This window comes from Hymenobacter sp. M1-2 (genome assembly GCF_057808495.1).
The window spans coordinates 150974-175080 of the sequence record NZ_JBTYZO010000007.1 but is presented as its reverse complement, the minus strand read 5'-3'; the positions used below and the strand labels follow the sequence as shown (position 1 = coordinate 175080).

Here is a 24107-nt window from a genome sequence, read left to right as displayed (position 1 = left end):
CCGAGCCAAAGCCAGTCTTCAGACTGGCACAACGTGCGGTAAAGAAATGGAGCCAGACATCGGCTGCAAGCTTTCCATCCGAAGAGTAGAACCATTGTACCCCCCGCGGCGCGGTTCTGCCTGGCCGCGGCGCGTCCTCCGGTCGGAGATCGGGGCTGTTTGCCAGCCTACGGTCGGTGGCGGCGCCACCCAGACCGTGGCCAGCACCGAGCTACTCGCCGTTCACTAGCGCCGCAATAGCTTCGGCGGCTTCGCGCTGACGCTGGCGGCGCGCAATTTCCACGGGTGCCGCCGCCCGCACTTCGCAGTCGAGGATGGAACACCGCTCGCAGGTTTCATTTACCCGCTTCTGAATGATGGCCGGGTCGTCGAGGAACTGCACTTTCTGGCGCAGATTGTCGTCGCAAAGCAGCCCTACAGTTACGCTTACGGCGGGCTCGTTGGGAGCACCCGCACGGGCCAGCGAGAGGCAGAGGTATTCGTCTTCGTTGGGGTAGTGCGAGCGTTGAGCGCCCATCATGAAGGCCGGCGTCTCGATCAAAGCCCGCTGCCGGGCTTCCTGGATCAGCCAGATAGCTATCCAGCGGCGGCAGTAGTGCTCGTGCAGTTCGTTGCCGTGCGGATTGTGCAGGCGTGAGAGGTGCAGCTCCTTACTCAGCGAGAAGGGCGTCTGCGCTTCAGCTTGGTCGAAACGCAGGAAAAACAGACTCTGAATCCCGAAATAGCGCGGCAGCAGGTTGGTGATGCGCTGCATAAACATCTCCGGCGACACATCATACTTGGTCAGCATGGCCTGGAGCCGGGCGGGCTGCCAGGTTTTTTGCCCGAAAAATTCCTGCAAGTCGCGCACCAGGCTTTCCTCCTCCATCAGCAGCGCCCCGGCGAAGTAGGAAGCTTTGAAGTTGTTAAGCACCTCGTCGAAGGAGTGCACTGGGAAAGTTGCATTCACGTAGGGCCGCTCTTTCAGCCCCAGGTAATTAAACGCCACCTCGCGGCCTAGCACGAAAGCCTCCTGCGCCTTGCTTAAACCCGGCCGCAACAGCAAGCACCGCGTTTTGGGCTGAAACACGGACCGCAGCCGGCCCAAAGAGGCGTGCTCGGCCAGCTTTTTCCGGTCGAGCTTGTAGCCGTACTTTTCTACCAGCACCCGCTCTAGCTGCGTGGTGTCGAAGGGCGCTTTGGCGTTTACGTTCTCTTCGCCGCAAAACGTGCGTACATCCTGCTCCAGCTCCTCGAAGTAGTTGTCGTGCATCTCCTGATAAGAGCGCAAGGAGGCCAGAAAGAAGCTTTCCTGCCGCATTTCGTAGTTGCGGGCTATTTCAAAGATGGTGCTGATGAAGGCATTCATCTTGGCCGGCGCGTCGGCAATAAGCTCCACGATGCGTAGCGGGTCCAGCCCGAACATCTCCAAGGGAAACTCCTTTAGCAAGTCCGACTGCAACAGGTCCGAAATAGGCTCCAGGCGGCGGCTCAGCGTGAGCGAGGTCAGCTGGTCGTAGGTCACGCCCAGGGCTTTACTCAGGCTGAAAATCTTATCGGCTTTGGGGTACTTTTTCCCTTTTTCTATCTCGTTGAGGTAGGAAACCGAGACGTCGCAGGCGCGCGCCAGCTCGGCGGGGGTGAAGCCTTTCTCCTGGCGCAACTCGCGCAGCTTCAGTCCAAAAATCAACCGGACAACTTGACCGTGGCTTAACATAGTAGGCAATAGGACGCGCAGTAGGCCGCGCGCGTGAGAAGGACAGAGGTTGGTTGCGTTGGGAGCGTGCTACCTAATACGGTGGCTCGGCTGCCAGGCAAGAACAAAATTTGGGCGACTTAACCCAAATAAGCAAGTCTAAAACCCCGCAAATCAACGCAAAAGAGACGGTTAAGAAAAATTAGCGAAAATTCGCTTGAATTAAAAAATTCGCTCACGTATGTTTGTTCAGTTCTCACCGGACGACTTTCCTACTCGGTCACTTCCTTTCCTCTCCTATGCTACCCTTTACTGAAACTCAACCGGCGGTTGTCGCTCCGCAGTTTTTGACGCCGGAGCGCGTGAAAATCACGGGAGCGTACTCGCCCGAATTCGCAGAAATCCTCACGCCATCGGCCCTGGCTTTTGTAGCCGAGCTACACCGCCGCTTCGACCACACCCGGCAGGCGTTGCTCAAGCGCCGCGAAGAGCGGCAGCAAGAGTTCGAAGCTGGCATTCTGCCCAACTTCCTGCCCGAGACGCGCCTCATCCGCGAAAAGCCTTGGACCGTAGCGCCCCTGCCCGACGACCTACTGGACCGCCGCGTGGAAATCACGGGGCCAGTGGAGCGGAAGATGATTATCAACGCCCTGAATTCCGGCGCCAAGGTGTTCATGGCCGACCTGGAGGATTCCAACTCGCCCACCTGGGCCAACGTTGTAGAGGGCCAGCGCAACCTGCGTGATGCCGTGCGCCGCACCATTTCGCTGAGCACGCCCACCAAAGAATACAAGCTCAACGAGCAGACCGCCGTGCTCATGGTGCGCCCCCGCGGCTGGCATCTGCTGGAAAAGCACATGCTCGTAGATGGTGAGCCAGTAAGCGCCGCGCTGTTCGACTTCGGCCTCTACTTTTTCCATAATGCCCACGAGTTGTGCGCTCGTGGAACCGGCCCGTATTTCTACCTGCCCAAAATCGAAAGCCACCTGGAGGCGCGGCTCTGGAACGACGTATTCGGCTTCGCGCAATGGTCGCTGAAAATGGCCAAGTGCACCATCAAGGCCACCGTACTTATTGAGACGCTGCCGGCCGCTTTCGAGCTGAATGAAATCCTGTATGAGCTGCGCGAGCATAGCGCCGGCCTCAACTGCGGCCGTTGGGACTATATTTTCAGCTACATCAAGCGCCTGGGCCTGAAACCGGAGTTCCGCCTGCCTAACCGCGCCGAAGTAACCATGGCCGTGCCGTTTATGGCTGCTTATTCGCAACTGGTGGTGCAAACCTGCCACCGCCGGGGCGTGCACGCCATCGGCGGTATGGCCGCTCAAATTCCCATCAAGAACAACCTCGAAGCCAACGAAGCCGCTCTGGAGAAAGTGCGCCTCGACAAAGTGCGCGAAGCCAAAAACGGCCACGACGGCACCTGGGTGGCTCATCCTGGCCTGGTGCCGGTGGCGCTGGACGTATTCAATGAGTTGATGCCGCAGCCCAACCAAATCGATAATAAGCGCGAAGACCTAACCGTGACGGCCGAAGATTTGGTGCGAGCCCCAGCCGGCAACATTACGGAAGAAGGCCTGAAGCTGAACATCGACGTGGCCGTGCAGTACCTGGAATCGTGGCTGTCGGGCAATGGCTGCGTACCGATTTACAACCTCATGGAAGACGCCGCCACCGCCGAAATTAGCCGGGCGCAGGTGTGGCAGTGGCTCCACACGCCTGGCACCACGCTCCATGACGGCCGCCCCGTAACGGTGGAGCTGTACCGTAGCCTGGTGCCCGGCCAGCTGGAAAAAATCAAAGCCCTGGTAGGCGAGGAGCGTTACGCTGCCGGCCGCTACCTCGAAGCCGCCCGCCTCTTCGACCAACTCGTGATGAGCGAAAAATTCGTTGAATTCCTGACGGTGCCCGCTTACGAGCAGCTGCCGTAATTTTTTGGTCTGGAAGTGGTGCTCTGAGTTCTGCGTGGCGGCATCCGGAACCGCACCGTGGAGCCCGCCTGAAGGTCTGCTACTGAGCGGCGGGCAAGGGCATCACTTCACCAGACAGTCAGCTGCCTTTCCTTTTCTGTGAACCTCAAAAACCGACCTGCGGGCCTGGCGGGCAGCGCCTTGCCTTCTGCGTCGTCCTAGAACCTTTCTTTCACCAGCGGCCTTTGGTCCGCGCAACTACCATTTCTCATGAACAAGCAGGAACGTATTGCCGCTATCAAACAAGACTGGGCCTCGAATCCCCGCTGGCAGGGCATCGAGCGGCCCTATTCCGCCGAAGACGTTGTGAAGCTGCAAGGCTCCGTGACGATTGAGTACTCCCTAGCCCGCCAAGGCGCTCAGCGGTTGTGGCAGCTGTTGCATTCCGAAGAATACGTGGCTGGGCTAGGCGCTCTCACTGGCAACCAAGCCGTGCAGGAAGTGCAAGCTGGCCTCAACGCCATTTACCTCTCCGGCTGGCAAGTGGCCGCCGATGCCAACGGAGCCGGACAAATGTACCCCGACCAAAGCCTCTACCCCGCCGACAGCGTGCCCAGCGTGGTGAAGCGCATCAACAACGCCCTGCTCCGCGCCGACCAAGTTCAGCACCTGTCGGGCGAAGGCAACGTGCACTGGATGGCTCCCATCGTGGCCGACGCGGAAGCTGGTTTCGGCGGCAACCTCAATGCCTTCGAGCTGATGAAGATGATGATTGAAGCCGGGGCCGCTGGGGTGCATTTCGAGGACCAATTATCGTCGGCGAAGAAATGCGGGCACTTGGGTGGCAAAGTGCTGGTGCCGACGCAGGAAGCCATCCAGAAGCTGGTAGCTGCCCGCCTGGCCACCGACGTGCTTGGCGTGCCCACGCTCATAGTGGCCCGCACCGACGCCGATGCGGCCGACCTACTCACCGCCGACGTAGACCCGCGGGACCAGCCCTTCGTGCTCCAGGAAGCCGAGCGCACCTCCGAAGGATTCTACCGGGTGCGTTGCGGTGTGGAAGCCTGCATTGCCCGCGGCCTGGCCTACGCCCCCTACGCCGACCTGATTTGGATGGAAACTTCCCACCCCGACTTAGAGCAGGCCCGGCAGTTTGCAAAAGCAATTCACGCCCAATACCCCGGCAAACTGCTGGCCTATAACTGTTCGCCTTCCTTCAACTGGGCCAGCAAGCTCAGCAAGCGCGAAATGGAAACGTTCCGGGAAGAGCTAGCCGCGCTAGGCTACAAGTTTCAGTTTATCACGCTAGCTGGCTTCCACGCCCTCAACACCAGCATGTTCGAACTGGCCCTAGCCTATCGCGACCGGGGCATGGCTGGCTACTCCGAGCTCCAGGAACGGGAGTTTGCCCTACAACAGCACGGTTTCAAAGCCGTGAAGCACCAAGGCTTTGTCGGGACTGGTTACTTCGACGCCGTGCAAAACGTGGTTTCTGCCGGCCAAACCAGCACAGCCGCCCTCATAGGCAGCACCGAGCAAGCGCAATTCTGATCACGGATTAGCACGGATTTTAGCGGATTTCACGGATTTTGTGGACGATTAAAAACGGAAGAGCTTGCCGTGTGGCAAGCTCTCTTGCTTTTGGCGGATTACGTTAGGCGGCATTCGCGCCAGCTACAAAATCCGTGAAATCCGCTAAAATCCGTGCTAATCCGTGATCTGGAAGGGCTGGGAGATTTGTTCGTAATTGAGATTGTGGCGCTGGGTGGTTTCCTTGAGGATGGTCTTTTGCCAGGGGCGTAATACTTGCTCGGCGCCAAACTCGATAATGTCGGCGATGAGGCGGTTGGAAAGCACGAGGTTGGCTACGTAGCCGTTGATGTCGGTTGTGATGTGAGTTTTGAGTTGCGTGAGCAACTGTTCACGGGCGTCGGCGCGGGCGGCTTTTTCGCCATTTAAGCGCCGTCTGAATGGGAAGCGGCGCTGCTCCGTGCTGGCCGGCTCCGGCACGGACACGAAGTTGTCGGGGGAAAGCGCGGTGAGCTGCTCCAAATAAGGCGTACGTTTCAATTCGGGGTGTAAGCCGCGGGCGGCTTTCCAGTCGTTGAGGTTGCGGGGCGTATCGCGCACCAGCTCCGAGAGCCGGTCGTTGGCAAACACCATGTAGGGCGGCCGGTCGAGCTGGCGCGCCACTTGGTCGCGCAGCAAGTATAAGTCACGGAACAGCGGAAGTTCCTGGGGTAGAATGCGGTACTTGCCCGCGATGCGCAGGTATGGCCGCTCATCGCGGGTGTAGCGCACTTCTTCCAAGGCCGCATTTTCTTCATCGGCCCAGTGCTGACGGCCCAATGCCACCAGTTTGTCGCGCAGCCGGTCCGTCAGCTCAAACAAATACAGCACGTCGTTGGCGGCATACAGCATCTGAGCCTCCGTAAGCGGGCGCTTCAACCAGTTCGACTTCTGCTCGCCTTTGTCTACTTCAATGCCTAATTCGGCCTGGATGAGCCGGCCCAGTGAAATGTTATTGTCCGATTCCCCGAGCAGCGTGTACTGTACGCTGGTATCGGTGATGTGACGCACATGCACGCCATATAACTCGTCGAGTAACAAGATGTCGGACTTACAGCTGTGAAATACCTTTTCGATGGCTGGATCTCGCAGAATAGCCCAGAGCGGCTCTAGCTCCTGGGCTGGATTAGTGAGCGGCAATGGGTCGATGAGAAACGTAGTTTTGCCGTCAAAAACCTGGATTAGGGCGAGGTTGCGGCCGTATCGGTGGCGCATGTCGTCAAATTCCAAGTCAATGGCAATGCGGGGAGCCGCCACGAGACTTTGGGCTGCTTGCTGCACTTCGGCAGCCGTAGTAAGGTATTGAATGGCAGACATTCGCAAACAAAAAAGAGGCGGCAGCTACTGCAAGCTGCCGAATACTGGCTAAGCCAATTTAAGTAAAGGTAGGCAGGTGAACCGGGCAAACCCAATGAGTTATAAGGTTGATAATAGTTTGCGCAGAAGCTTTATTAAAAATATATGGTGATTTTGCGTGCAGATGTACATTCTTTAGCATCAGACTAGGTAGTCGCTTTTTGAAGAGAGCAACACCACTTTTCCCGGCATATAGTGCCGGTATTCTTCACTCTAATCGGCCCTTAACAGGGGTCAAGTAGACATGAAAAAAAGCTTACTTCTCCCGTTGATGTGTACCGTTGCAGCGGCCACATCAATACCTGCTTTGGCGCAAACGCGCGCCGTAAGTGGGCAAGTAACAGGACCCGATGGCGCCGGCTTGCCAGGCGTAACGGTCTTGGAACGCGGTACCAGCAATGGTGCTAGCACTAACACACAAGGCAGTTTCACGCTGAACGTGCAACCAGGAGCTACACTCGTTATAAGCTCCATTGGCTACCAAACGCAGAACATCGTTGTTGGTGACCGCGCAACTATAGCGGTAGCATTGAAAGAGGACGCTGTAGCGTTGCAAGAAGCAGTAGTAATTGGCTACGGGACACAGGCTAAGCAAGATTTAACAGGATCAGTTACGCAGCTTAGCAGCAAGGATGTCCAAAATGTCCCAACTGTAAGCTTTGAGCAGGCCATTCAAGGACGCACCCCAGGAGTGCAGATCAATCAATCGTCGGGCAAGCTCGGAGCAGGCGTACAGATACGAGTACGCGGCTCCTCGTCTATTACCGCGTCTAACCAGCCATTGTATGTAATTGATGGAATTCCGGTTACGTCGCAGGATGTGGGAGCTGCCAATGATGAGCCAGTAAACCCATTGGCCGATCTGAACCCCAACGATATCGAGTCCATTTCAATTTTGAAGGATGCTTCCGCGTCGGCCATCTATGGATCGCGCGCGTCCAACGGGGTTATACTTGTTACCACCAAAAAAGGCCGCCAAGGCCAGACCCGTGTAAATGTAGGGTACTACGTGGGCACGAGCACGACTACGAAAAGGCGCAAATTCCTGAATGCCGCGCAATACCGAGAACTATTTACGGAAGCAGCTGATAACGTAGGTCTGGATGCAGCGGAAGAATTTCTAGCGGAAGCTAAAAGCGACTTTAACGCTCCTTACGATGTGGACTGGGTGGATGCAGCTTTCCAGCGCGGCAAGGTGGCCCAATACGACGCGAACGTGAGCGGAGGAGATGCTAAAACTCGGTTCTTCCTCAGCACCACCTACAACGATCAAACGGGTATCATCATTGGCAACCGCTACCGGCGGGGCAGCGCTCGTATTAACCTCGACCACTCCATCAGCGATAAGCTGAAAGTGGGGCTTAATCTCTCTTTGTCGCGCTCCGTGAATGATCGAACTCCCGACGATAATTCGTTTTCGAACCCCATCCAGTTGAATGCACTGCCGCCCATGCAGCCGAAATTTGATCCGGCTGCGGGCAAGCTTAATGCCAACACCCTGTACTATAATAACTTGATTGACCTGGAAAACGGATTTAATCGGGCGGGCACGTACCGTTCCTTTAGTTCGGCTTTCTTGACTTTTCAGCCTGTAGCTGGCCTAACGCTACGCACGGAAAATGGAGCTGACTTTTTGGATTTGAATGAAGAAATTTTTCGAGGCCAAGGCACGCTCGACGGCGGAGCTATTGGATACGGCTACAACAATCAGGCGCAAACCATAAATTATACTAGCAACAACACGGCCACCTACAATCGTAACTTAGGCGCAGATCATAACATCGAAGGGCTGTTAGGCTTCTCGTTTCAGCGCTCCGATACTAAAACTACTACATCGGAAGGGCGCGGGTTTCCTACCAACGACTTCACCAAAATTGCTAGTGCCGCCATTAAAACGGGCGGTACAGCCTCCTCACAGACTTTCTACACCTTCCTGTCCTACTTCGGGCGCATTAACTATGCGTTTCGGAGCAAGTACTTGGCTTCGGCTAGCATACGGCGCGATGGATCATCGCGCTTCGGACAAGACCGTAAGAATGGCAACTTTGGTTCGGGCTCACTCGGTTGGTTGATTTCAGAAGAAGATTTTCTGAAGGACAACAATGTACTGAACTACTTAAAGCTGCGCGCCAGCTACGGCCTGACAGGCAATGCTGAGATTGGCAACTTCGATTACCTCTACACTGCCTCTAGCTTGCCATATGGTTCTTTAGCTGGTATTCAGTTCAATAGCAACACGGGCAACCGTCGGCTCACCTGGGAAAACACCACGCAAGCTGATATAGGACTGGAATTTGGCTTTTTGAATAACCGTATCTCCGGGGAAGTAGACGTTTACGAGAAGAAAACGCGGGACCTTCTACTAGACCGGCAACTGCCGCGCTCTAACGGCTACAGTGTTGTAACCGAAAATATTGGCGATTTGCGCAACCGCGGGCTGGAAGTGTCGCTTAACACGCGCAACGTGGATGGAAAATTTAAGTGGTCCACTAACTTCAACATCTCTATCAACCGCAACAAAATCACCAAACTGTCGGATGAGTTGATTGCTGGTGGCCGTAATCTTGGCCGAGTGCGTGAAGGAGAATCTATTGGCGTGTTCTGGGGCAAAAGGTACGCGGGTGTAGACCGTGAAACCGGAGACGCGCTGTACGAGATAAAAGATGCCGTGACGGGAGAAGTAACAACCACAAGCGTGTATCGACTCGCCACTGACCAGAAACTAGGCGATCCCAATCCTAAATTCACGGGCGGCATTACAAACACGTTTTCCTGGAAAGGCCTGGAGTTGAGCATTCTCAATCAGTTTGTGTACGGCAACGACATCTACAATATCAGTGGTGTGTTCCAAGCAGTGAACGGCGACTATTTCGATAATCAAACAGTAGATCAATTGCGTCGGTGGCGTCAACCCGGTGACGTTACTGATGTGCCACAAGCGCGTCTCTACGAAGGCAACGGGGTAGATCCTTCGTCTCGGTGGGTAACGGGTGGTTCGTTCTTCCGCTTTAAAACCGTCACCCTTGGCTATACTCTGCCAACGGAACTAGTGAAAAAGGGCTTTCTGCAATCAGCGCGTGTATACGTGACAGGTCAGAATCTATTCACCATCACCAATTACGACGGCTACGACCCTGAAGTCAACACCACCGCTTTTGGCTTGCCAAGCTATTTGCTGGGGCATGACTTTTACACGCCTCCGCTGGCTAAGACATACACGGTGGGTGTGAATCTGGGTTTTTAATCTGTTGAAAAGACTTCTCATGAAAACGATATTTCTGCGTCCTCTAACCGCCGTAGTCTTTGCTCTGAGCTTGGCTGCCTGCGAAAAAAAGCTGGAATTGAAACCTCTGCAATCGGTAGAGGCTGATACAGCACTGAACACCGAACAAAAAGTAGGTAGCGGGGTAATAGGCACATACGCTAAGCTGGATAATGCAGCGCTGTACGGTACCAACCTGCTGCTATTGCCAGACTTGCTAGCCGCCGACAACTACATTCGCTGGCAAGGAACGTTCCGTGGCTACCGTGAGGTAGCTAACAGAACGATGACTTCTATTAATACCGAAGCGGAGCGCACATGGCGCCGGGCCTACGAGACGATCAATCAAGCTAATCTGGTGTTAGAAGCACTGCCCGTAGTAACTTCTACTACCGCGTTGCGTGACCAGTACGAAGGTGAGCTACGCTTTATTCGGGCTGCTATGTACTTCGAGCTGGTACGTTTGTATGCCAAGCAATGGGAGCCGGGTCAAGCAAATAATCAACTAGGCGTGCCCATCAACTTGCTGGCCGTAAAAACACCTGAACAGGCTTCGCAAAAAGTCCCCCGCGCCACTGTGGCAGAAGTGTATGCCCAGGTAATTCAAGATTTGCAAGCTGCTATTGCAAAGCTGCCGAATGGGTATAGCACGCAAACCAATGCATTTAGAGCTTCGAAGTATAGTGCCGAAGCCTTACTAGCGCGGGTGTATTTGCAACAAAGCAACTTCGCGGAGGCACGCAGGTTGGCCAATGACGTGATTACTAATAGTGGCAAGGCGTTGACCGCTTCGCCGCAATCAGTTTTCACTAACGACTATTCTTCTGAGTCGCTGTTTGAAATAGAGCAGAACGACCAAAACAACGCGGGTACTGCTAATGATGGTTTAGCTACGTTTTATGCCAGCCTTGATGGTATAGGCCGTGCCGACGTGCAGGTACTCAGTGCTTTTCGCAATCAGTATGGTACAACGGATGTACGTAGAACGCAGTTAATTTATGACGGAGTGGGCGCGCGTACGGGTTTGCGAACCGGAAAATGGAGCTCATTCGGTCAAAATATTCCAATTATTCGGTTAGCTGAGATGTATCTCATTCGGGCTGAAGCTGACTTCCGTGCTGGCAACCCAGGCGGCGCCCTAAATGACATCAACCGCATCCGGACTCGGTCCAACGCTACCCCGCTTACGGCAGCTACTCTCACACTAGGAGCTATTTTGCAAGAGCGTCAGTTGGAACTGGCCTTCGAAGGATTTCGGATTCATGACCTAAAGCGTACGAATACGCCCTTGTTCATCCCGGCCACATCTACTACTCCCGCAAGTAATCTGCCCATTACCGACCCCAGATTACTATTCCCGATTCCTCAGCGAGAAATCAATGTCAGCAGTGGAGCTTTAGTCCAAAACGAAGGCTATTAACCTAGAAAACAAAAAGGCCGTCCCGACACTCGGGACGGCCTTTTTGTTTGATAAACAGCTACTAATCTTCTTCATCCTCGTCTTCACGAGTAAAGTCTAGCTCGTGGGTTAACTCAGTGGCTTCAATAATCACCCCATCCAGTAGTGGTTTGGAGTCGGCGTCTAGAGTGCGCTCGAAAAGGTTGAGCAGCTGTTCTCCTTCTTCGTTTACGTAGAGGTTGGTGTAGAGCCGCTCGAAAGCTTTGGCCTCTTTGTGCATCGTGGTGTCGATTTCGGCGACGGAGCGAGCACGTAGGGCGCGGTGCAGCACGTCTACCACGCGGCGGCTGTCGTCGTGGTCGCCGAGGTCGGCGAGTAGTTGCAAGATGCTCATGGCTACGGCCAGCCGGACCCGCTCGAAGCGAAAGGATAGCTCAGCGGCGGGAGCCCGCTGCAAATCGGTGTAGGCCGCTAGCGTGGGCGGACTCAGGAAGCGGGCGGGTTCGGGTACGCGGCGGAAAGCTTCGCGCAGTAGGTCTTCGTAGGCGGACATAGCAACAACATGGCGGATACCAGCAGTTTTCGGAAAGCGGCGGGCTCGGCGTAAATGAAAATTTGGGGCAAGGCGCAGTCTTCCGCAACCTTGAGTAGCAAAGGTACGATTGGAAATAGCGGATGCTAGTGCGGTTTTCCTGCCGTTTCCTGCTTACCTTCCGCGCTTCATATTTCCCTCTCCTTGATTAAGCTTTTCCCCGCTATGACGCACAAGAAAAAGTGGTTGTTGTTTGCCCCGGCCGGGCTGGTTGTTATTGGCTTCGGCTCCTGCTTGGTGCAGTGGGCAGCCAGCAAAAAGGAGCGCGGCGCTCCCACGGGCGAGTGGGTTGTAGCGGGCACGGTGGCGCTGAGCGTGTTCAATGCGGGTCTGAGTCTTTTTGGGCGCGGCGTGGCTGAGAGCGTGCTGTATCAGGTGCGAGAAAAAGAGCAAGAGAAAGACTTCGATTATAGCAACGTAGCCCGCTTTTAGGCCCGTGAATAATCAAAAAGGCCCATTGGCTAACGTCAATGGGCCTTTTTGTGAGCGGAAAATGGCGCTCAGGCGGTTCTTAGGTTAGTGTACAAGTGTCATTCCGACCGCAGGGAGAAATCTGAGATACTCCCTTCAGAACGCCCACATTCCTTCCTCCGCTTGGAACAACAGTTATACTTCCTAGTGAGAACCGCTGTGGGTGTCAATACAAGAACTAAGCGAACAAAGCGAGAGAAGCTACTTGCCGTAAGCACGTTGCACTTATATCATACCAGCCAAACGCCGCTTTACTGATCGTGAATGGCGTGAGTGGCTGGCATCGTCTTACCTTTTGCTTTGAATTTCATTCCTTCCTTGATGAGAAATCGGTACTCCACGCCCCGTAAGGCGTATGTTGGAATCTTGGCGTGGCTGTGGCTGCTGGCTGGCCTCACCCAACCTGTTGTGGCTCAACCATCGGTGGGAGCCACCGAAAATGGCCCGCTGCTTACGCCTACGCAATTTTTGGGGTATGAACTAGGGGCCCGTTTCACGCCGCACGCCACGCTACTGCGCTACGTAGAGCACGTGGCTACGCACTCGGTCGGGCGGATGCGGGTGCAGCCATATGGCAGCACCTACGAAAACCGTCCACTGGAAGTGGTACAGGTCGGGACGCCCGAAAACCTGGCGCGGCTAGAGGAAATCCGCAAAAACAACCTGCGCCTCGCGGGCCTGGAAACGGGTTCGGCGCTCACCAATGCCCCGGCCGTGGTGTGGCTGAGCTACAATATTCACGGTAATGAAGCCGTGTCGTCGGAGGCGGTGATGCAAGTGCTATATGACTTGGCCAACCCCCAGAACGAGCAAACCCGGCAGTATTTGGAGCATACGGTGCTGCTCGTGGACCCCTGCGTGAATCCCGACGGGCGGGAACGGTACGCGCAGTGGTACAACCGGGCGCGGGCCAACGTACCTAATGCCTCGCCCTACGCCTGGGAGCACCACGAGCCCTGGCCTGGTGGCCGTTTCAACCACTATTATTTCGACCTGAACCGCGACTGGGCCTGGCAAACGCAGCAGGAGAGCCGCCAGCGCCTTACGCTCTACAACCAGTGGCTGCCGCAGGTACACGCCGATTTCCACGAAATGGGCCCCGATGATCCGTACTACTTTTCCCCGGCCGCCAAACCTTATCACGAGGACATCACCGATTTCCAGCGCAAGTTCCAAGGCATCATCGGCGACTACAACCGGGCCGTGTTCGACCAAAATAACTGGCTTTACTTCACCCGCGAAACCTATGACCTGTTCTATCCCAGCTACGGCGACACGTATCCATCGTTCAACGGCGCTATTGGCATGACTTACGAGCAGGGTGGCTCCGGCCGGGCCGGGGTGCGCTACGCCAAGTCTGATGGCGATACGCTCACGCTCACGCAGCGTATTAGCCACCACCACGCGGCCAGCCTGGCTACCATTCGGGCCGCTTCGGAGCGGCAGACGGAGTTGGTTCAGGAGTTCAAGAAGTATTTCGATGATGCCCGCACCAAACCCCGTGGGCTATACAAGACGTTTGTGGTGGCAGGCTCCGGTGACCCTGGTCAGCTACGGGCTTTCACTGAGTACCTGCAACGGCAGCAGATACAGTACGGCTACGCGCCGCGTCAATTGCGGACTCGGGGCTTCAATTACTTTTCAGGGAAAGAAGAAAGTGTGCAAGTGGAAGCGCAAGACGTGGTAGTGAGCATGGATCAGCCCAAGTCGACGCTGGTGAAAGTGCTGTTCGAGCCGCGCCCGACCCTGGAAGACTCGCTCACCTACGATATCACCGCCTGGGCGCTGCCGTACTCTTTTGGCCTGAAAGCCTATGCGCTGAAAGATAAGCTAACTGCCGGCAAAGCATCTAATAATCAGCAACCAACTACCACCAATCAACAACCATCTGCTCCCTACGCCTACGTGGCGCGCTGGAACAATTTGCAGGATGTGCGCTTTCTGAGCCGGTTGCTTCAGCAAAAAGTGAAAGTGCGCGTGGCAGGCCGGGCTTTCGAAGCGGAAGGCCAAAAATACCAGCCGGGCACGCTCGTCATCACGCGCACTGGCAACGAAAGTCTGGGTGCCAAGCTCGACCACCTGGTGCGGGCGCAAGCCGACTCGTCGGGGGTGCGGGTGCAGGCCGTGAAGTCAGGCTTTGCTACCTCCGGCGCCGATTTGGGTTCGGGCTACGTGCGTAGTGTGGGCCGCCCTAATGTGGCCGTAGTGGCGGGCGAAGGAATTTCGCCCACGGCTTTTGGCGAGGTGTGGCACTTCTTCGAGCAACAGATCGGCTACCCCGTCACGGTGCTCGGTACCGACTATCTGCGGACGGTACCGCTGGCCAAGTTCGACGTGCTTGTTCTGCCTGACGGCGACTACGCGGATTTGTACAATGAGCGGCAGCTAGAGGCTCTCAAAACTTGGGTGCGCGGTGGCGGCCGGCTGATTGCGCTGGAAGGAGCCTCGGCGTTTCTGGCGGGCAAAAAAGACTTCCTGCTGCGCGCGAAACCAGCCGACAGCGCCAACACGAAAAAGCCCAACCCTTACCGTCTGCTGAAGCCCTACGCTAACGCCGAGCGAGAACAGATTGGCCAGCGCGTGCAAGGCAGTGTCTACCGCGTACAGCTCGACAACACGCACCCGTTGGCTTTTGGCTACGGCGACACCTACTTCGCGCTGCTGCGCGATACGCTTAACTATCGTTTTCTAGGCGAAGGTGGCTGGAACGTGGGCGTGCTCAAGCGCAACAACTACGCGGCCGGTTTCGCCGGTAGTCAGGCCCGGCGCAAGCTCACGGATACTTTCGTGCTCGGCGTCCAGGATATGGGCCGTGGCCAAGTCATTTACCTCGCCGACAATCCGCTGTTCCGGGGTTTCTGGCAAGGCGGCAAGCTGCTATTCAGCAATGCGCTGTTTTTCGTGAGCCAGTAGACACATAATATCATCCAAAGAAAAAGGCCCCGTTGCTACAGCAACGGGGCCTTTTTCTTTGGATGGAGAGTAGTTCATAATCCAGCTCAGTTGCCGGCTGCGCGTGGCGTGTAAGATGTTTAAAAGGCGGTAAACTCCATTATCTAAGCACCAAGCACCAAGCACCAGCAACCAAGCACTATCGGCTTAGTCTACTACGTCCTCTGCCTTGTTCTTTACGGCTTTGGCGCCCTTCTTCACGGCTTTGCCGGTCTTTTGAGCGCCTTTTTTCACGACTTTGCCGGTTTTCTGGCCCGCTACCTTCACGTCTTCTTTCGTGTTGTAAGCTTTCTCGCCAGCCTCGGTGCGGCCGGTGCGGGTTTCGGTTTTCACGGTGCCATTGTCGCGGACCGTGGTTTCGGTTTTGGCGCCGGTGGCGTCATCTTTCACTACCACTTTATCGCCTTGAGCGAAGGCCGTGGCGGAGAAAGCGGTGGCTGCAAGCAGCATGAGTATCTTTTTCATGAGTTCAGAGATAAGGGGAGGTCAACAAGCAACCTGCGCCCTTATACGGCTCCGAAAAAATAGGTTGTTGTGGTATAGGCCACCACTGCGCTACGGAAGTAACAACGAACTGTCACCGTAACTAAGGAACCGATAACCGTTTGCCAGCGCGTGCTCGTACACTCGGCGCCAGTCTGGTCCAATTAAAGCCGCCACCAAGAGCAGCAGCGTGCTTTCCGGCTGATGAAAGTTCGTCACCAGCCCTCGCGCCACCCGAAACCGGTAGCCAGGCGCTATGAGCAGCTGCGTAGTCGCGTGAAGGGTATCCAGCTGCTGGGCGGCTAAATGGTCGAGTAGGGCTGTAAAAGCCTCAGCGGTAGATAAGCTGGAGCCGGGCCCATATGGCTGCCATTGGCCTACGTGCGGCACCGCATCGGCAAGCAAGTTTCCTTCGGCGGCCTGCACGCCCAGCCAGTACAGGCTTTCGAGGGTGCGCAGGCTGGTAGTGCCTACCGCAATAATCGGTTGTGGCGCGTGGTCTAGCAATTGACGTAGCACCGCTGCTGAAACGCTGATTGGCTCGCCGTGCATGGCGTGGCCTTCCATCCGTTCTGCTTTCACGGGCTGAAACGTGCCCGCTCCCACATGCAGCGTCACGCGCGCCGAACGGATGCCTCGTTGGGTAAGATCAGTTAGAACTTCGTCGGAGAAATGCAAGCCCGCGGTGGGCGCGGCTACGGCCCCTTCGTGCGCAGCATATACTGTTTGGTAGCGCACGGCATCAACGGCGGTGTCTTCGCGGTTGAGGTAGGGGGGCAGGGGCAAATGGCCCGCTCCGCGTAGCACCTCGGCAAACGGTAAAGCGGCAGGCTCCCAGCGGAACCGAATTAGCGAGTAGCCTTCCGCCGCGGCTTCCAGCCGCTCGGCCGTGAGCGTAGCGGATTCACCCAGGGCTGCGAATTCCAGGGTCACGGGGCCGCTTTTCCAGCGTTTGCCATTGCCCACCAAGCACTTCCATACGCACTCGCTGGTTTGCTGCATGGCCGGCTCTATGGCCCGGTGCGGGGCTACGGGTTCCAAGCAAAACAGCTCAACGACGCCACCCGTGGGCTTCTGGCAAAACAGCCGCGCCCGCACGACTTTCGTGTCATTGAACACTAACAAAGCATCGACGGGTAATTGGGCAGGCAATTCTCGGAACGTATGGTCCGTCAGTTTACCGCCGCGGCTCACGAGCAGGCGTGATTGGTCGCGTTGGGGGAGGGGTTCGGAAGCAATACGCTCCGGTGGAAGCTCGTAAGTATAGTCTTGAATGGAAAGCTGGCGCGGGTCAGGCAAGGAAATCGGCATGCCACAAAGGTAAAACACGCCATGTAACCATATATCCTGACGAGAAGGCCCAACTGTCATTGCGAGGCGCAGCCGCGGCAATCCTTCCCTCTCACAGCGCAAAGCCTATTGACGCAAAAAGCTCTTGACGTATGCTAACGCCAAAGGCTAATCTTGCAAGTGAAGTTCTCCGCACGTAGAGGAAGGATTGCTTCGCTCTGCTCGCAATGACAATAAGTGCCTTGGGTGCTTACTTCTTGCGGAAAATGAGCAGATGCTGTTGCGGCAGGGTCTGGCGGTTTTCTACAAATTCCAATCCTTCGGCCTGAACCTCTTTGCGGGCTTGGGCCTCGCTCATTTTGTGAATGCGCTTGATGGGGACGTTCGGGTCTTCGGCGCGGTATTCTACCAGCGCCAACCGGCCACCGGGGCGGAGGGCGGTTTTGATGGCGCGCAACATCTCTCGCGGATGGTCGAACTCATGGTAAGCATCCACGATGAGCACCAGATCAACGGCCGAAGCTGGCAGGTTAGGATTCTGAACCGTGCCTAGCACTGGCTCCACGTTCGGGGCCTTGTTGCGGGCTTTATTATCGCGCAGGTACTGAATCATTTCCGGTTGAATATCAACCGCCAGCACCTTGCCTTTGGGCACTATGGGGCTGATGCGGAAAGAGAAATAGCCCGTTCCAGCACCGATGTCGGCTACCACGTCGGTGGGTTTGAGTTGCAGCTCGCGGAGCAGAATATCGGTGCCCTCTTCTTCCTGCCGGTCGTTGCGCTCCAACCAATCGGCTCCTTCGTGGCCCATTACGTGGGCAATCTGGCGACCCTGGTAGTACTTGCCGATGCCGTTTGGGTCTTGCGGGGCGGCCAGGCGGTAGCCACTGGTATCAGGGCTAGTGGCTGGTTGGCCGTTTGGTTGCTGCTCGACTGCTACGGCTGCCGAGCTTTCCATTGGCGTTTGGGTGCAGGCGCTGGGCAAGAGTACCGCTAGGAACGCCACCGTCTGGAGCAAGGGATAAAAAGTCATACGCACAGGTGCAAATAAACCGTGTTTCGTTTAACATCCTATTCTACGGAAGCGTTCGGCCAGCGCTTGGGTTGCTAAACGGCAGACGGTTGAGTGGTAGTACGAAAAATGATTTTGGCGGCGTTCTTTTTCCACCAAGTTCTAATTTGCCCCGTACAAACCCCGTTCTAGAACCTTTTACCAACCCTCTTCTTCTCATGAAGCACCTTTTCAACCACCTGCCCAAGCTGGCTGCTATTGCTGCCATTGCCCTGAGTGCCAGCAGCTGCAACCGCGCCGAGTATGCTATGCTGCCCAAGACTACGCCGTATCACGCCACCTATCATGGTACTGCTACGCCAGCCGCAGCTTCGGCTTCAGGACAAGAGGAAGTAGCAGTAGCGGAGGCATCGGCCACGCCAACGGAAGAAAAAAATGTGGCCTCTGAAACTGCTGCGACTTCAGCACCAGAAGCAGCCCTCACAGCCGCTAGCGTGGCGGCCACTCCGGCTACTGTTGCTAAGCCAGTAGCCGCCGCTCCAACACCGCGCAAGCTCAATCCGGTGCAGAAGCTGGCCCTCAACAAAGTGACCAAGAAAATAGACAAGCTCGCCAGCAAAGCTCAATTCAAACAGCGCAGCGAAACAGCAGGCACCAAGGCGCTGGAAGGTAACTTACGCACTGGCGTAATTCTGCTGCTGGTTGGTTTGTTGGTGTCGCTGCTAAGCGGTATCAGTGGCATTTTCGGCGTTATCGGGGGCATCATCGCTATCATCGGCCTCATCTTCATCATCCTCTACCTGCTCGACGAAATCTAGCCTGTAGTGAGATCTTAGAACTGAGAGGTGAGAAGTTAGACTAGCTTTTAGTAAGTAAAGCTTTACAGCCTGGGCGTCTTACCCGATAAAATCTCAACAGAAAGAGCCTCCTGACGTATCAGGAGGCTCTTTCTGTTGAAAATGATTCAGTCAGGAGCTGCTGCGCTTTGAGAAGTGGGCCGCAAAATATCTAGAAGCGGTTTCGCGGGACCTCACCCCCTGACCCCCTCTCCCTGGGGAGAGGGGGCACCGGTCTTGCGCTGGCGTCAGGCTCCCCTCTCCCTATGGAGAGGGGCCGGGGGTGAGGTCCCGTGAAACCGTTCTAATATCTAACTTCTCAGATCTAAGATCTCACATAGGGTCCACGTCGGCCACGAAGCGGGCTTGCTTGTAGTCTTTATGGTCGCGCACGGCGTTGATAGCATCCAGAATGTCGGTTTTGGCGGCTTTCAGGACGGTGTGCTCGCGGCTGAGCTTGATGGTGATTTCCTGGAGATAAAAGTTGCGGATGCGGAAGATGTAGGGCGCCTCGGGGCCCAGCACAGCTTCGCGGCCCAGACGGTCTACCAACTCCTGCGTGAGCAGAATAGCGGCCCGCTCGGCTTGCAGCTGGTCCATATGCTTCACCGTGAGCCGGATGATGCGCATGAACGGCGGGTAGCCATGCTCACGCCGTTGCGTGATTTCGTACTCGTAGAACTCCAGGTAATCGTTACGAATCACCTTGTCGAAAATCACCTGCTGCGGGTCGCCGGTCTGGATGATGACCTTACCTTTCTTGCCCTTGCGCCCAGCCCGGCCGCTTACCTGCACGAACATTTGGAAGGCCCGCTCGTGCGCCCGGAAATCGGGGTAGTGAATGATGCTATCGGCGTTGATGATGCCAACTAGACTGACATTGGCGAAATCGAGGCCCTTGGTTACCATTTGGGTGCCCACGAGCACGTTGGTGGTTTGCTGCTCGAAGTCAGCAATGATTTGTTGATAGGCATTTTTGGCTCGCGTGGTGTCGAGGTCCATGCGCTGCACGTTGGCCTGGGGCAACATTACTTTCAGGTCGTCCTCAATCTTCTCGGTGCCGAAGCCTACGGTTTTGATGTTGCGCGAGCCGCACGCGGGGCACTGTACCGGCATTCGGTCATGGTGGCCGCAGTAGTGGCAGCGCAACTCGTGGGCCTGCTTGTGGTAGCTTAGGCTCACGGCGCAGTTGAGGCACTTCGGAATCCAGCCGCAATCGAGGCAATTGATGAAGGGCGCGTAGCCGCGGCGGTTCTGGAATAAAATGACCTGCTCTTTCAGACTGAGCTTGGTTTCCATTTCCGTCATTAGCTCCGGCGTGAAATGGTTGAGCAGCGTCTTACTCTCGCGGGCCTTGCGGGTATCCACCAACTCAATTTCCGGTAAGCCGGCTTCGCCGAAACGCTTGGTAAGCGTGACGAGACCATAGCGGCCCGTGCGGGTCTGGTAGTAGGTTTCGACGGCGGGTGTGGCCGAGCCTAACAAGGCTTTGGCTCCCTGGAAGTTGGCCATCATGAGGGCTACTTCGCGGGCGTTGTAGCGCGGAGCCGGGTCGTACTGCTTGTAGCTCGACTCGTGCTCCTCATCCACGATGAGCAGTGAGAGGTTATCGAAGGGCAGGAACACGGCCGAGCGCACGCCCACCACTACCTGAAAGCGGCCGGAGAGCACGCCGTTCCACACTTCCACTCGCTCGTTGTCGGAGAACTTGGAATGATACACGCCCAGCCGCGAGCCAAAGACGCGCATCAGACGGGTTACGATCTGGGCGGTGAGGGCAATTTCGGGCAGCAGGTAGAGTACCTGACCGCCGCCTTCCAGCGCCTGCCGGATCAGCTCAATGTAGATTTCGGTTTTGCCCGCGCCCGTCACGCCGTGCAGCAGCACGATATCCTTCTGCTGGAACTGGTCCAGGATATCGTCGTGCGCCGCCTGCTGGGCTTCGCTCAGGCGGAAGTGCATGTTGGCCTGCGTGGCATCGTCGAGCGGGAAGCGCGACACAATCACGTCGAACTGCTCCAGAATGCCGTTTTTGATGAGCGTGTTGACGGCGGAAGGGGAGAGGTGGGGCGCCGAGGTGAGGTAGGCCTTTTCGATGCCCGCTTGGTTGGTGTGCTCGTTCTGGTACACGGGCACCTTTTGCAGGTAGCGCATCAGCACGTCGAGCTGCTTGGGCTTGGCAGCCAGCTGCGCGAACAGGCCCTCTAGTGCCGCTTCCGCCACCAGATGGTGGGCCAGTCGCACTTTCTTCACCACTTTGGGCGCGTACTTATCGGCCAGATGCTCGAACAGGAAGATGACCTCTTTCTGCATCAGGCTCTTGATGACTTTGTGGAAGGACGCCACGCCCAGCACTTCGCCCACCTCCGTAAACGTCAGAGACTTGCCTTCCTCGCCGGTGGTCAGCGCATCGACTATTTTCTGTTCCTGCTCACTCAGCGGATACGGATTTTCGGCCATCACCCAGGCCGGATGCAGCTGCACGCGGCTCTCAGAACTAAGCTTAAGGGCCGCCGGCAGCGCGGCGTTTATTACCTCGCCTAGAGTGCAGAGGTAATAGTCGGCCATCCAGCGAAACAGCTTGAGCTGCGGCTGCGTCACGACGGGCGCGTCGTCGATGAACTCCAGAATGTACTTGGCCTGGTAGTCCTTGGGCGGCGTTTCATGCACGGCCGCTACAATGCAGCTCAACGTACGTTTCGCCCCAAACTGCACAATCACGCGCCCGCCAATCACGACCTGGTCGTTGAGCTCGAAGGGCACGCGGTAGGTGTAGAGCTTGGGCAGCGGCAGCGGCAGAATCACGTCGGCGAAGAGCGTAACCCGGTCGGCGGCCGGTTCCGGCAGCGGCTGAACAAAGTCGAACGTAAGGCTCAAAAGGAAATCAGTCTGAAAGCGGAAGATAAAGGTACGGAGCGCGCCGCCACTTGCCATAGCAAACTGCGGAAGGCTACGTGTCACGACACGATGCCTCACGGACGCGTACTTGGGGCATCGTACCCTGACACATAGGCCCGCGTACACGTACTTCGGGTATCGTGTCGTGACACATAGGGCAAAGCACCTGTACGCGGCGCATCGTGTCGTGGCACGTCGGGCAAAACACGCGTACTTGTGCCATCGTGTCACGACACACCGGGCAAAGTACCCGTCCGTGGTCCTCCGTGTCCCGACACGATGCTCGCCGTTGAGCAGGGGAGGCTTATTCGCGGCGGAGAGCGGGTTTTGGGGCTTAGAGCTGCGCTAGGGCCTCGGCCACTGTATGAACCGGCAACTGGCAGGTTCGGTTAAAGCACACGTAAAGCGTAGTTTGGCCATTGATTGCTAGGCGCTCCCGTAACAGCGGCAGCGCACTGGTTTTTGCCGTACCGGCCAGCACGGTGTTGGATAGATAATGGCGGGCGAGTTCCTGGCGTTTCTTCTCCGCTTCGGGTCCGACGATGGCAATTTCGGCGGTGGGTTTGAGTAGCGCGGCGTAGAGCGAGGCCCAGTTGCTGAGGTGCTGTGGCTCCTGTACTACTAGCGCCCGCACTTGGCCTAGCATAGTAGCAGCCAACTCGCTGTAGCGGCTGTTTTCGAGGTGCAAGCCCAGCCGGTGCAGGTTGTGGGCCATGAGGGAGTTGGAAGCCGGAACGACGTTGTCGAACAGCTCTTTTTTGCGGGCAATGAGCTGCTCGCCGGTCACATCGGTATAGAAGAATAAATTTTCCGCGGGGTCGAAGAAGTGGGCCAGCACGTATTCCGTCAAGTCTTCAGCCTCACGCAGCCAGCTTTCCTCAAACGTGGCTTCGTAAAGGCCGATGTAGGCTTGTATCACCAAGGCATAGTCTTCCAGAAAACCCTGAATGGTGGCGCGGCCGTTTTTGAAGCTGCGCCAGAGGCCCGCACCGTTGCGCAGGTTGGCTTGCAGAAATTCGGCATTGCGCAGCGCCAGGGCCAGAAATTTTGGCTCCGCGAAGGCCCGGTAGGCGTCCAACAAGCCCAGCAGCATCAGCGCGTTCCAGCCGGTCAGGATTTTGTCGTCGAGGCTGGGGTGCACGCGCCGGGCGCGTGCGGCCAGCAGTTTCTGCTTCCAGCCCTGCGCCAATTCTGCTACTACGCCCGGCGTAAGCTGGTGCTCGGCGGCAAATTCGGCGTCCGTCTGGCGGCGGTGCAGAATGTTGCGGCCGTGCTCCCAGTTGCCAAGGGCAGTGCAGTTGTAGTAGACTGCTGCCAGGGGCTCCTCGTCGTCCAGTATTTCTTGCAGCTCCTCCTTAGTGAAGACGTAAAACTTTCCTTCTTCGCCTTCGCTGTCGGCGTCCAGGGAAGAATAAAACCCGCCTTCCGGGCTGGTCAGTTCCCGCTCAACAAAACTCACGGTGTCGTACACCACCTCGCGGAACAACTCATCCTGCGTCACCTGGTAGGCTTCGGCGTACAGGCTTACCAGCTGGCCGTTGTCGTAGAGCATCTTTTCGAAGTGCGGCACCAGCCAATCCTCATCCACGGAGTAGCGCGCGAACCCGCCACCCACTTGGTCATAGATGCCGCCCCAGGCCATTTCGCGCAAGGTGAGCGTGGTTTGCTCCAACGCGGTTTGGCTGCCAGTGGCGTGATGCGCCCGTAACAGAAAGCGCCACACGCTGGGCATCACAAACTTCGGAGCACGGTTCAGGCCGCCTTTCTCCCCGTCGAACTTCGCCGCCAAATTGTATAGGAGCTGCGTAAATTCATCGTCAGACAATCTCTCGGCGGAGGTGGAGAGTCCATGCTTTTCCAGTTCGCTGGCTTGCAGCTCCCGCGCAAATTGCTCGGCGGAGGCTTCCAGCTCCTGGCGGTTCTCATTCTGATAGGCCTGCCCAATACTGGTGAGCAGTTGCAGCCAGTTGCCGGGCGAGAAATACGTGCCGCCGTAGAATGGCTTGGCTTCCGGGTTTAAGAATACGTTCAGCGGCCAACCGCCCCGGACGCCCATTGCCTGTACTGCATCCATGTACACCTGGTCCACGTCGGGCCGCTCTTCCCGGTCCACTTTAATGCACACAAAATACGTGTTCATCACCGCTGCTACCTGCCGGTTTTCGAATGATTCGCGCTCCATCACGTGGCACCAGTGGCAAGCCGCGTAGCCAATGCTTACCAGAATAGGCTTCCCTTCGGTTCGGGCCCGCGTTAGGGCCTCCTCGCCCCACGGATACCAGTCCACGGGGTTGTGGGCGTGCTGCAAGAGGTAAGGGCTGGATTCCTGGGCGAGGCGGTTGCTGGAAGTAGGAGCGGGGCTGGAAGTAGGAGCGGGGCTGGACATCGGCAGGGCAAGGACT

At 56.6% G+C, this 24107-nt stretch carries 15 protein-coding genes; 7 read left to right on the top strand and 8 right to left on the bottom strand.

The genetic code is table 11. The features are described from left to right. Positions 1-211 precede the first annotated feature (211 nt). Positions 212-1669 carry a helix-turn-helix domain-containing protein gene (locus tag ACYSMN_RS09020; protein WP_488923535.1) on the bottom strand — a complete coding sequence of 486 codons (1458 nt, stop codon included), beginning with the start codon at positions 1667-1669 and terminating at the stop codon, positions 212-214. Positions 1670-1974: 305 nt separating this feature from the next. On the opposite strand from ACYSMN_RS09020, the gene aceB reads away from it, so the two are divergent. Next, the gene (aceB, locus tag ACYSMN_RS09015; RefSeq protein WP_488923534.1) at positions 1975-3606 is read left to right on the top strand and encodes a malate synthase A; all 1632 of its coding nucleotides are present in this window, start codon (positions 1975-1977) and stop codon (positions 3604-3606) included. 249 nt (positions 3607-3855) lie between these two features. Beyond that, a complete protein-coding gene (gene aceA / locus ACYSMN_RS09010) occupies positions 3856-5136 on the top strand; it encodes an isocitrate lyase (RefSeq protein WP_488923533.1) in 1281 nt (426 codons plus the stop codon). Positions 5137-5292: 156 nt separating this feature from the next. Here the strand turns inward: aceA and ACYSMN_RS09005 are convergent, their stop codons facing one another. Continuing rightward, positions 5293-6471: a ribonuclease D gene (locus ACYSMN_RS09005; RefSeq protein ID WP_488923532.1), complete on the bottom strand. Its 1179-nt coding sequence runs from the start codon at positions 6469-6471 to the stop codon at positions 5293-5295. A 310-nt stretch (positions 6472-6781) separates the two neighbouring features. Between ACYSMN_RS09005 and ACYSMN_RS09000 the strand changes: the two genes are divergently transcribed. Beyond that, positions 6782-9754 carry a SusC/RagA family TonB-linked outer membrane protein gene (locus tag ACYSMN_RS09000; protein WP_488923531.1) on the top strand — a complete coding sequence of 991 codons (2973 nt, stop codon included), beginning with the start codon at positions 6782-6784 and terminating at the stop codon, positions 9752-9754. Between the two features lie 19 nt (positions 9755-9773). Beyond that, complete coding sequence (locus ACYSMN_RS08995) at positions 9774-11192, top strand: RagB/SusD family nutrient uptake outer membrane protein (RefSeq protein WP_488923530.1); 1419 nt, start codon at positions 9774-9776, stop codon at positions 11190-11192. A 61-nt stretch (positions 11193-11253) separates the two neighbouring features. On the opposite strand, the gene ACYSMN_RS08990 is transcribed toward ACYSMN_RS08995, so the two are convergent. Beyond that, a complete protein-coding gene (locus tag ACYSMN_RS08990; protein WP_488923529.1) occupies positions 11254-11724 on the bottom strand; it encodes a hypothetical protein in 471 nt (156 codons plus the stop codon). Between the two features lie 204 nt (positions 11725-11928). Between ACYSMN_RS08990 and ACYSMN_RS08985 the strand changes: the two genes are divergently transcribed. After that, the gene (locus ACYSMN_RS08985) at positions 11929-12195 is read left to right on the top strand and encodes a hypothetical protein (protein WP_488923528.1); all 267 of its coding nucleotides are present in this window, start codon (positions 11929-11931) and stop codon (positions 12193-12195) included. A 360-nt stretch (positions 12196-12555) separates the two neighbouring features. Further along, entirely contained in the window at positions 12556-15147 is a 2592-nt protein-coding gene (locus tag ACYSMN_RS08980; RefSeq protein WP_488923527.1) for a M14 family metallopeptidase, read from the top strand. A gap of 186 nt (positions 15148-15333) precedes the next feature. Here the strand turns inward: ACYSMN_RS08980 and ACYSMN_RS08975 are convergent, their stop codons facing one another. The 3 genes from ACYSMN_RS08975 to ACYSMN_RS08965 all read right to left on the bottom strand — a co-directional run bounded on the left by ACYSMN_RS08975 (position 15334) and on the right by ACYSMN_RS08965 (position 17992). Continuing rightward, a complete protein-coding gene (locus ACYSMN_RS08975) occupies positions 15334-15651 on the bottom strand; it encodes a hypothetical protein (protein ID WP_488923526.1) in 318 nt (105 codons plus the stop codon). Between the two features lie 90 nt (positions 15652-15741). Beyond that, the gene (locus tag ACYSMN_RS08970; protein WP_488923525.1) at positions 15742-16980 is read right to left on the bottom strand and encodes an S-adenosylmethionine:tRNA ribosyltransferase-isomerase; all 1239 of its coding nucleotides are present in this window, start codon (positions 16978-16980) and stop codon (positions 15742-15744) included. A 229-nt stretch (positions 16981-17209) separates the two neighbouring features. Then, positions 17210-17992 (bottom strand): class I SAM-dependent methyltransferase, encoded by a 783-nt coding sequence (locus tag ACYSMN_RS08965; protein WP_488923524.1) that lies wholly within the window; start codon positions 17990-17992, stop codon positions 17210-17212. A 197-nt stretch (positions 17993-18189) separates the two neighbouring features. Between ACYSMN_RS08965 and ACYSMN_RS08960 the strand changes: the two genes are divergently transcribed. After that, entirely contained in the window at positions 18190-18789 is a 600-nt protein-coding gene (locus ACYSMN_RS08960; RefSeq protein ID WP_488923523.1) for a hypothetical protein, read from the top strand. A gap of 351 nt (positions 18790-19140) precedes the next feature. Here ACYSMN_RS08960 and priA read toward each other — a convergent pair whose 3' ends face one another. Both priA and ACYSMN_RS08950 read right to left on the bottom strand, forming a co-directional pair. Then, the gene (gene priA, locus ACYSMN_RS08955; RefSeq protein WP_488923522.1) at positions 19141-21684 is read right to left on the bottom strand and encodes a replication restart helicase PriA; all 2544 of its coding nucleotides are present in this window, start codon (positions 21682-21684) and stop codon (positions 19141-19143) included. A gap of 355 nt (positions 21685-22039) precedes the next feature. Further along, positions 22040-24091, bottom strand: a complete 2052-nt coding sequence (locus ACYSMN_RS08950; RefSeq protein WP_488923521.1) for a thioredoxin domain-containing protein — start codon at positions 24089-24091, stop codon at positions 22040-22042. Positions 24092-24107: the final 16 nt, after the last annotated feature.

What these genes read in the sequence shown, in the direction of transcription:
- aceB (WP_488923534.1), top strand. Translation starts at nt 1,975, where the DNA reads ATGCTACCCTTTACTGAAACTCAACCGGCGGTTGTCGCTCCGCAGTTT.
- aceA (WP_488923533.1), top strand. Translation starts at nt 3,856, where the DNA reads ATGAACAAGCAGGAACGTATTGCCGCTATCAAACAAGACTGGGCCTCG.
- ACYSMN_RS09005 (WP_488923532.1), bottom strand. Translation starts at nt 6,471, where the DNA reads ATGTCTGCCATTCAATACCTTACTACGGCTGCCGAAGTGCAGCAAGCA.
- ACYSMN_RS09000 (WP_488923531.1), top strand. Translation starts at nt 6,782, where the DNA reads ATGTGTACCGTTGCAGCGGCCACATCAATACCTGCTTTGGCGCAAACG.
- ACYSMN_RS08995 (WP_488923530.1), top strand. Translation starts at nt 9,774, where the DNA reads ATGAAAACGATATTTCTGCGTCCTCTAACCGCCGTAGTCTTTGCTCTG.
- ACYSMN_RS08990 (WP_488923529.1), bottom strand. Translation starts at nt 11,724, where the DNA reads ATGTCCGCCTACGAAGACCTACTGCGCGAAGCTTTCCGCCGCGTACCC.
- ACYSMN_RS08985 (WP_488923528.1), top strand. Translation starts at nt 11,929, where the DNA reads ATGACGCACAAGAAAAAGTGGTTGTTGTTTGCCCCGGCCGGGCTGGTT.
- ACYSMN_RS08980 (WP_488923527.1), top strand. Translation starts at nt 12,556, where the DNA reads ATGAGAAATCGGTACTCCACGCCCCGTAAGGCGTATGTTGGAATCTTG.
- ACYSMN_RS08975 (WP_488923526.1), bottom strand. Translation starts at nt 15,651, where the DNA reads ATGAAAAAGATACTCATGCTGCTTGCAGCCACCGCTTTCTCCGCCACG.
- ACYSMN_RS08970 (WP_488923525.1), bottom strand. Translation starts at nt 16,980, where the DNA reads ATGCCGATTTCCTTGCCTGACCCGCGCCAGCTTTCCATTCAAGACTAT.
- ACYSMN_RS08965 (WP_488923524.1), bottom strand. Translation starts at nt 17,992, where the DNA reads ATGACTTTTTATCCCTTGCTCCAGACGGTGGCGTTCCTAGCGGTACTC.
- ACYSMN_RS08960 (WP_488923523.1), top strand. Translation starts at nt 18,190, where the DNA reads ATGAAGCACCTTTTCAACCACCTGCCCAAGCTGGCTGCTATTGCTGCC.
- ACYSMN_RS08950 (WP_488923521.1), bottom strand. Translation starts at nt 24,091, where the DNA reads ATGTCCAGCCCCGCTCCTACTTCCAGCCCCGCTCCTACTTCCAGCAAC.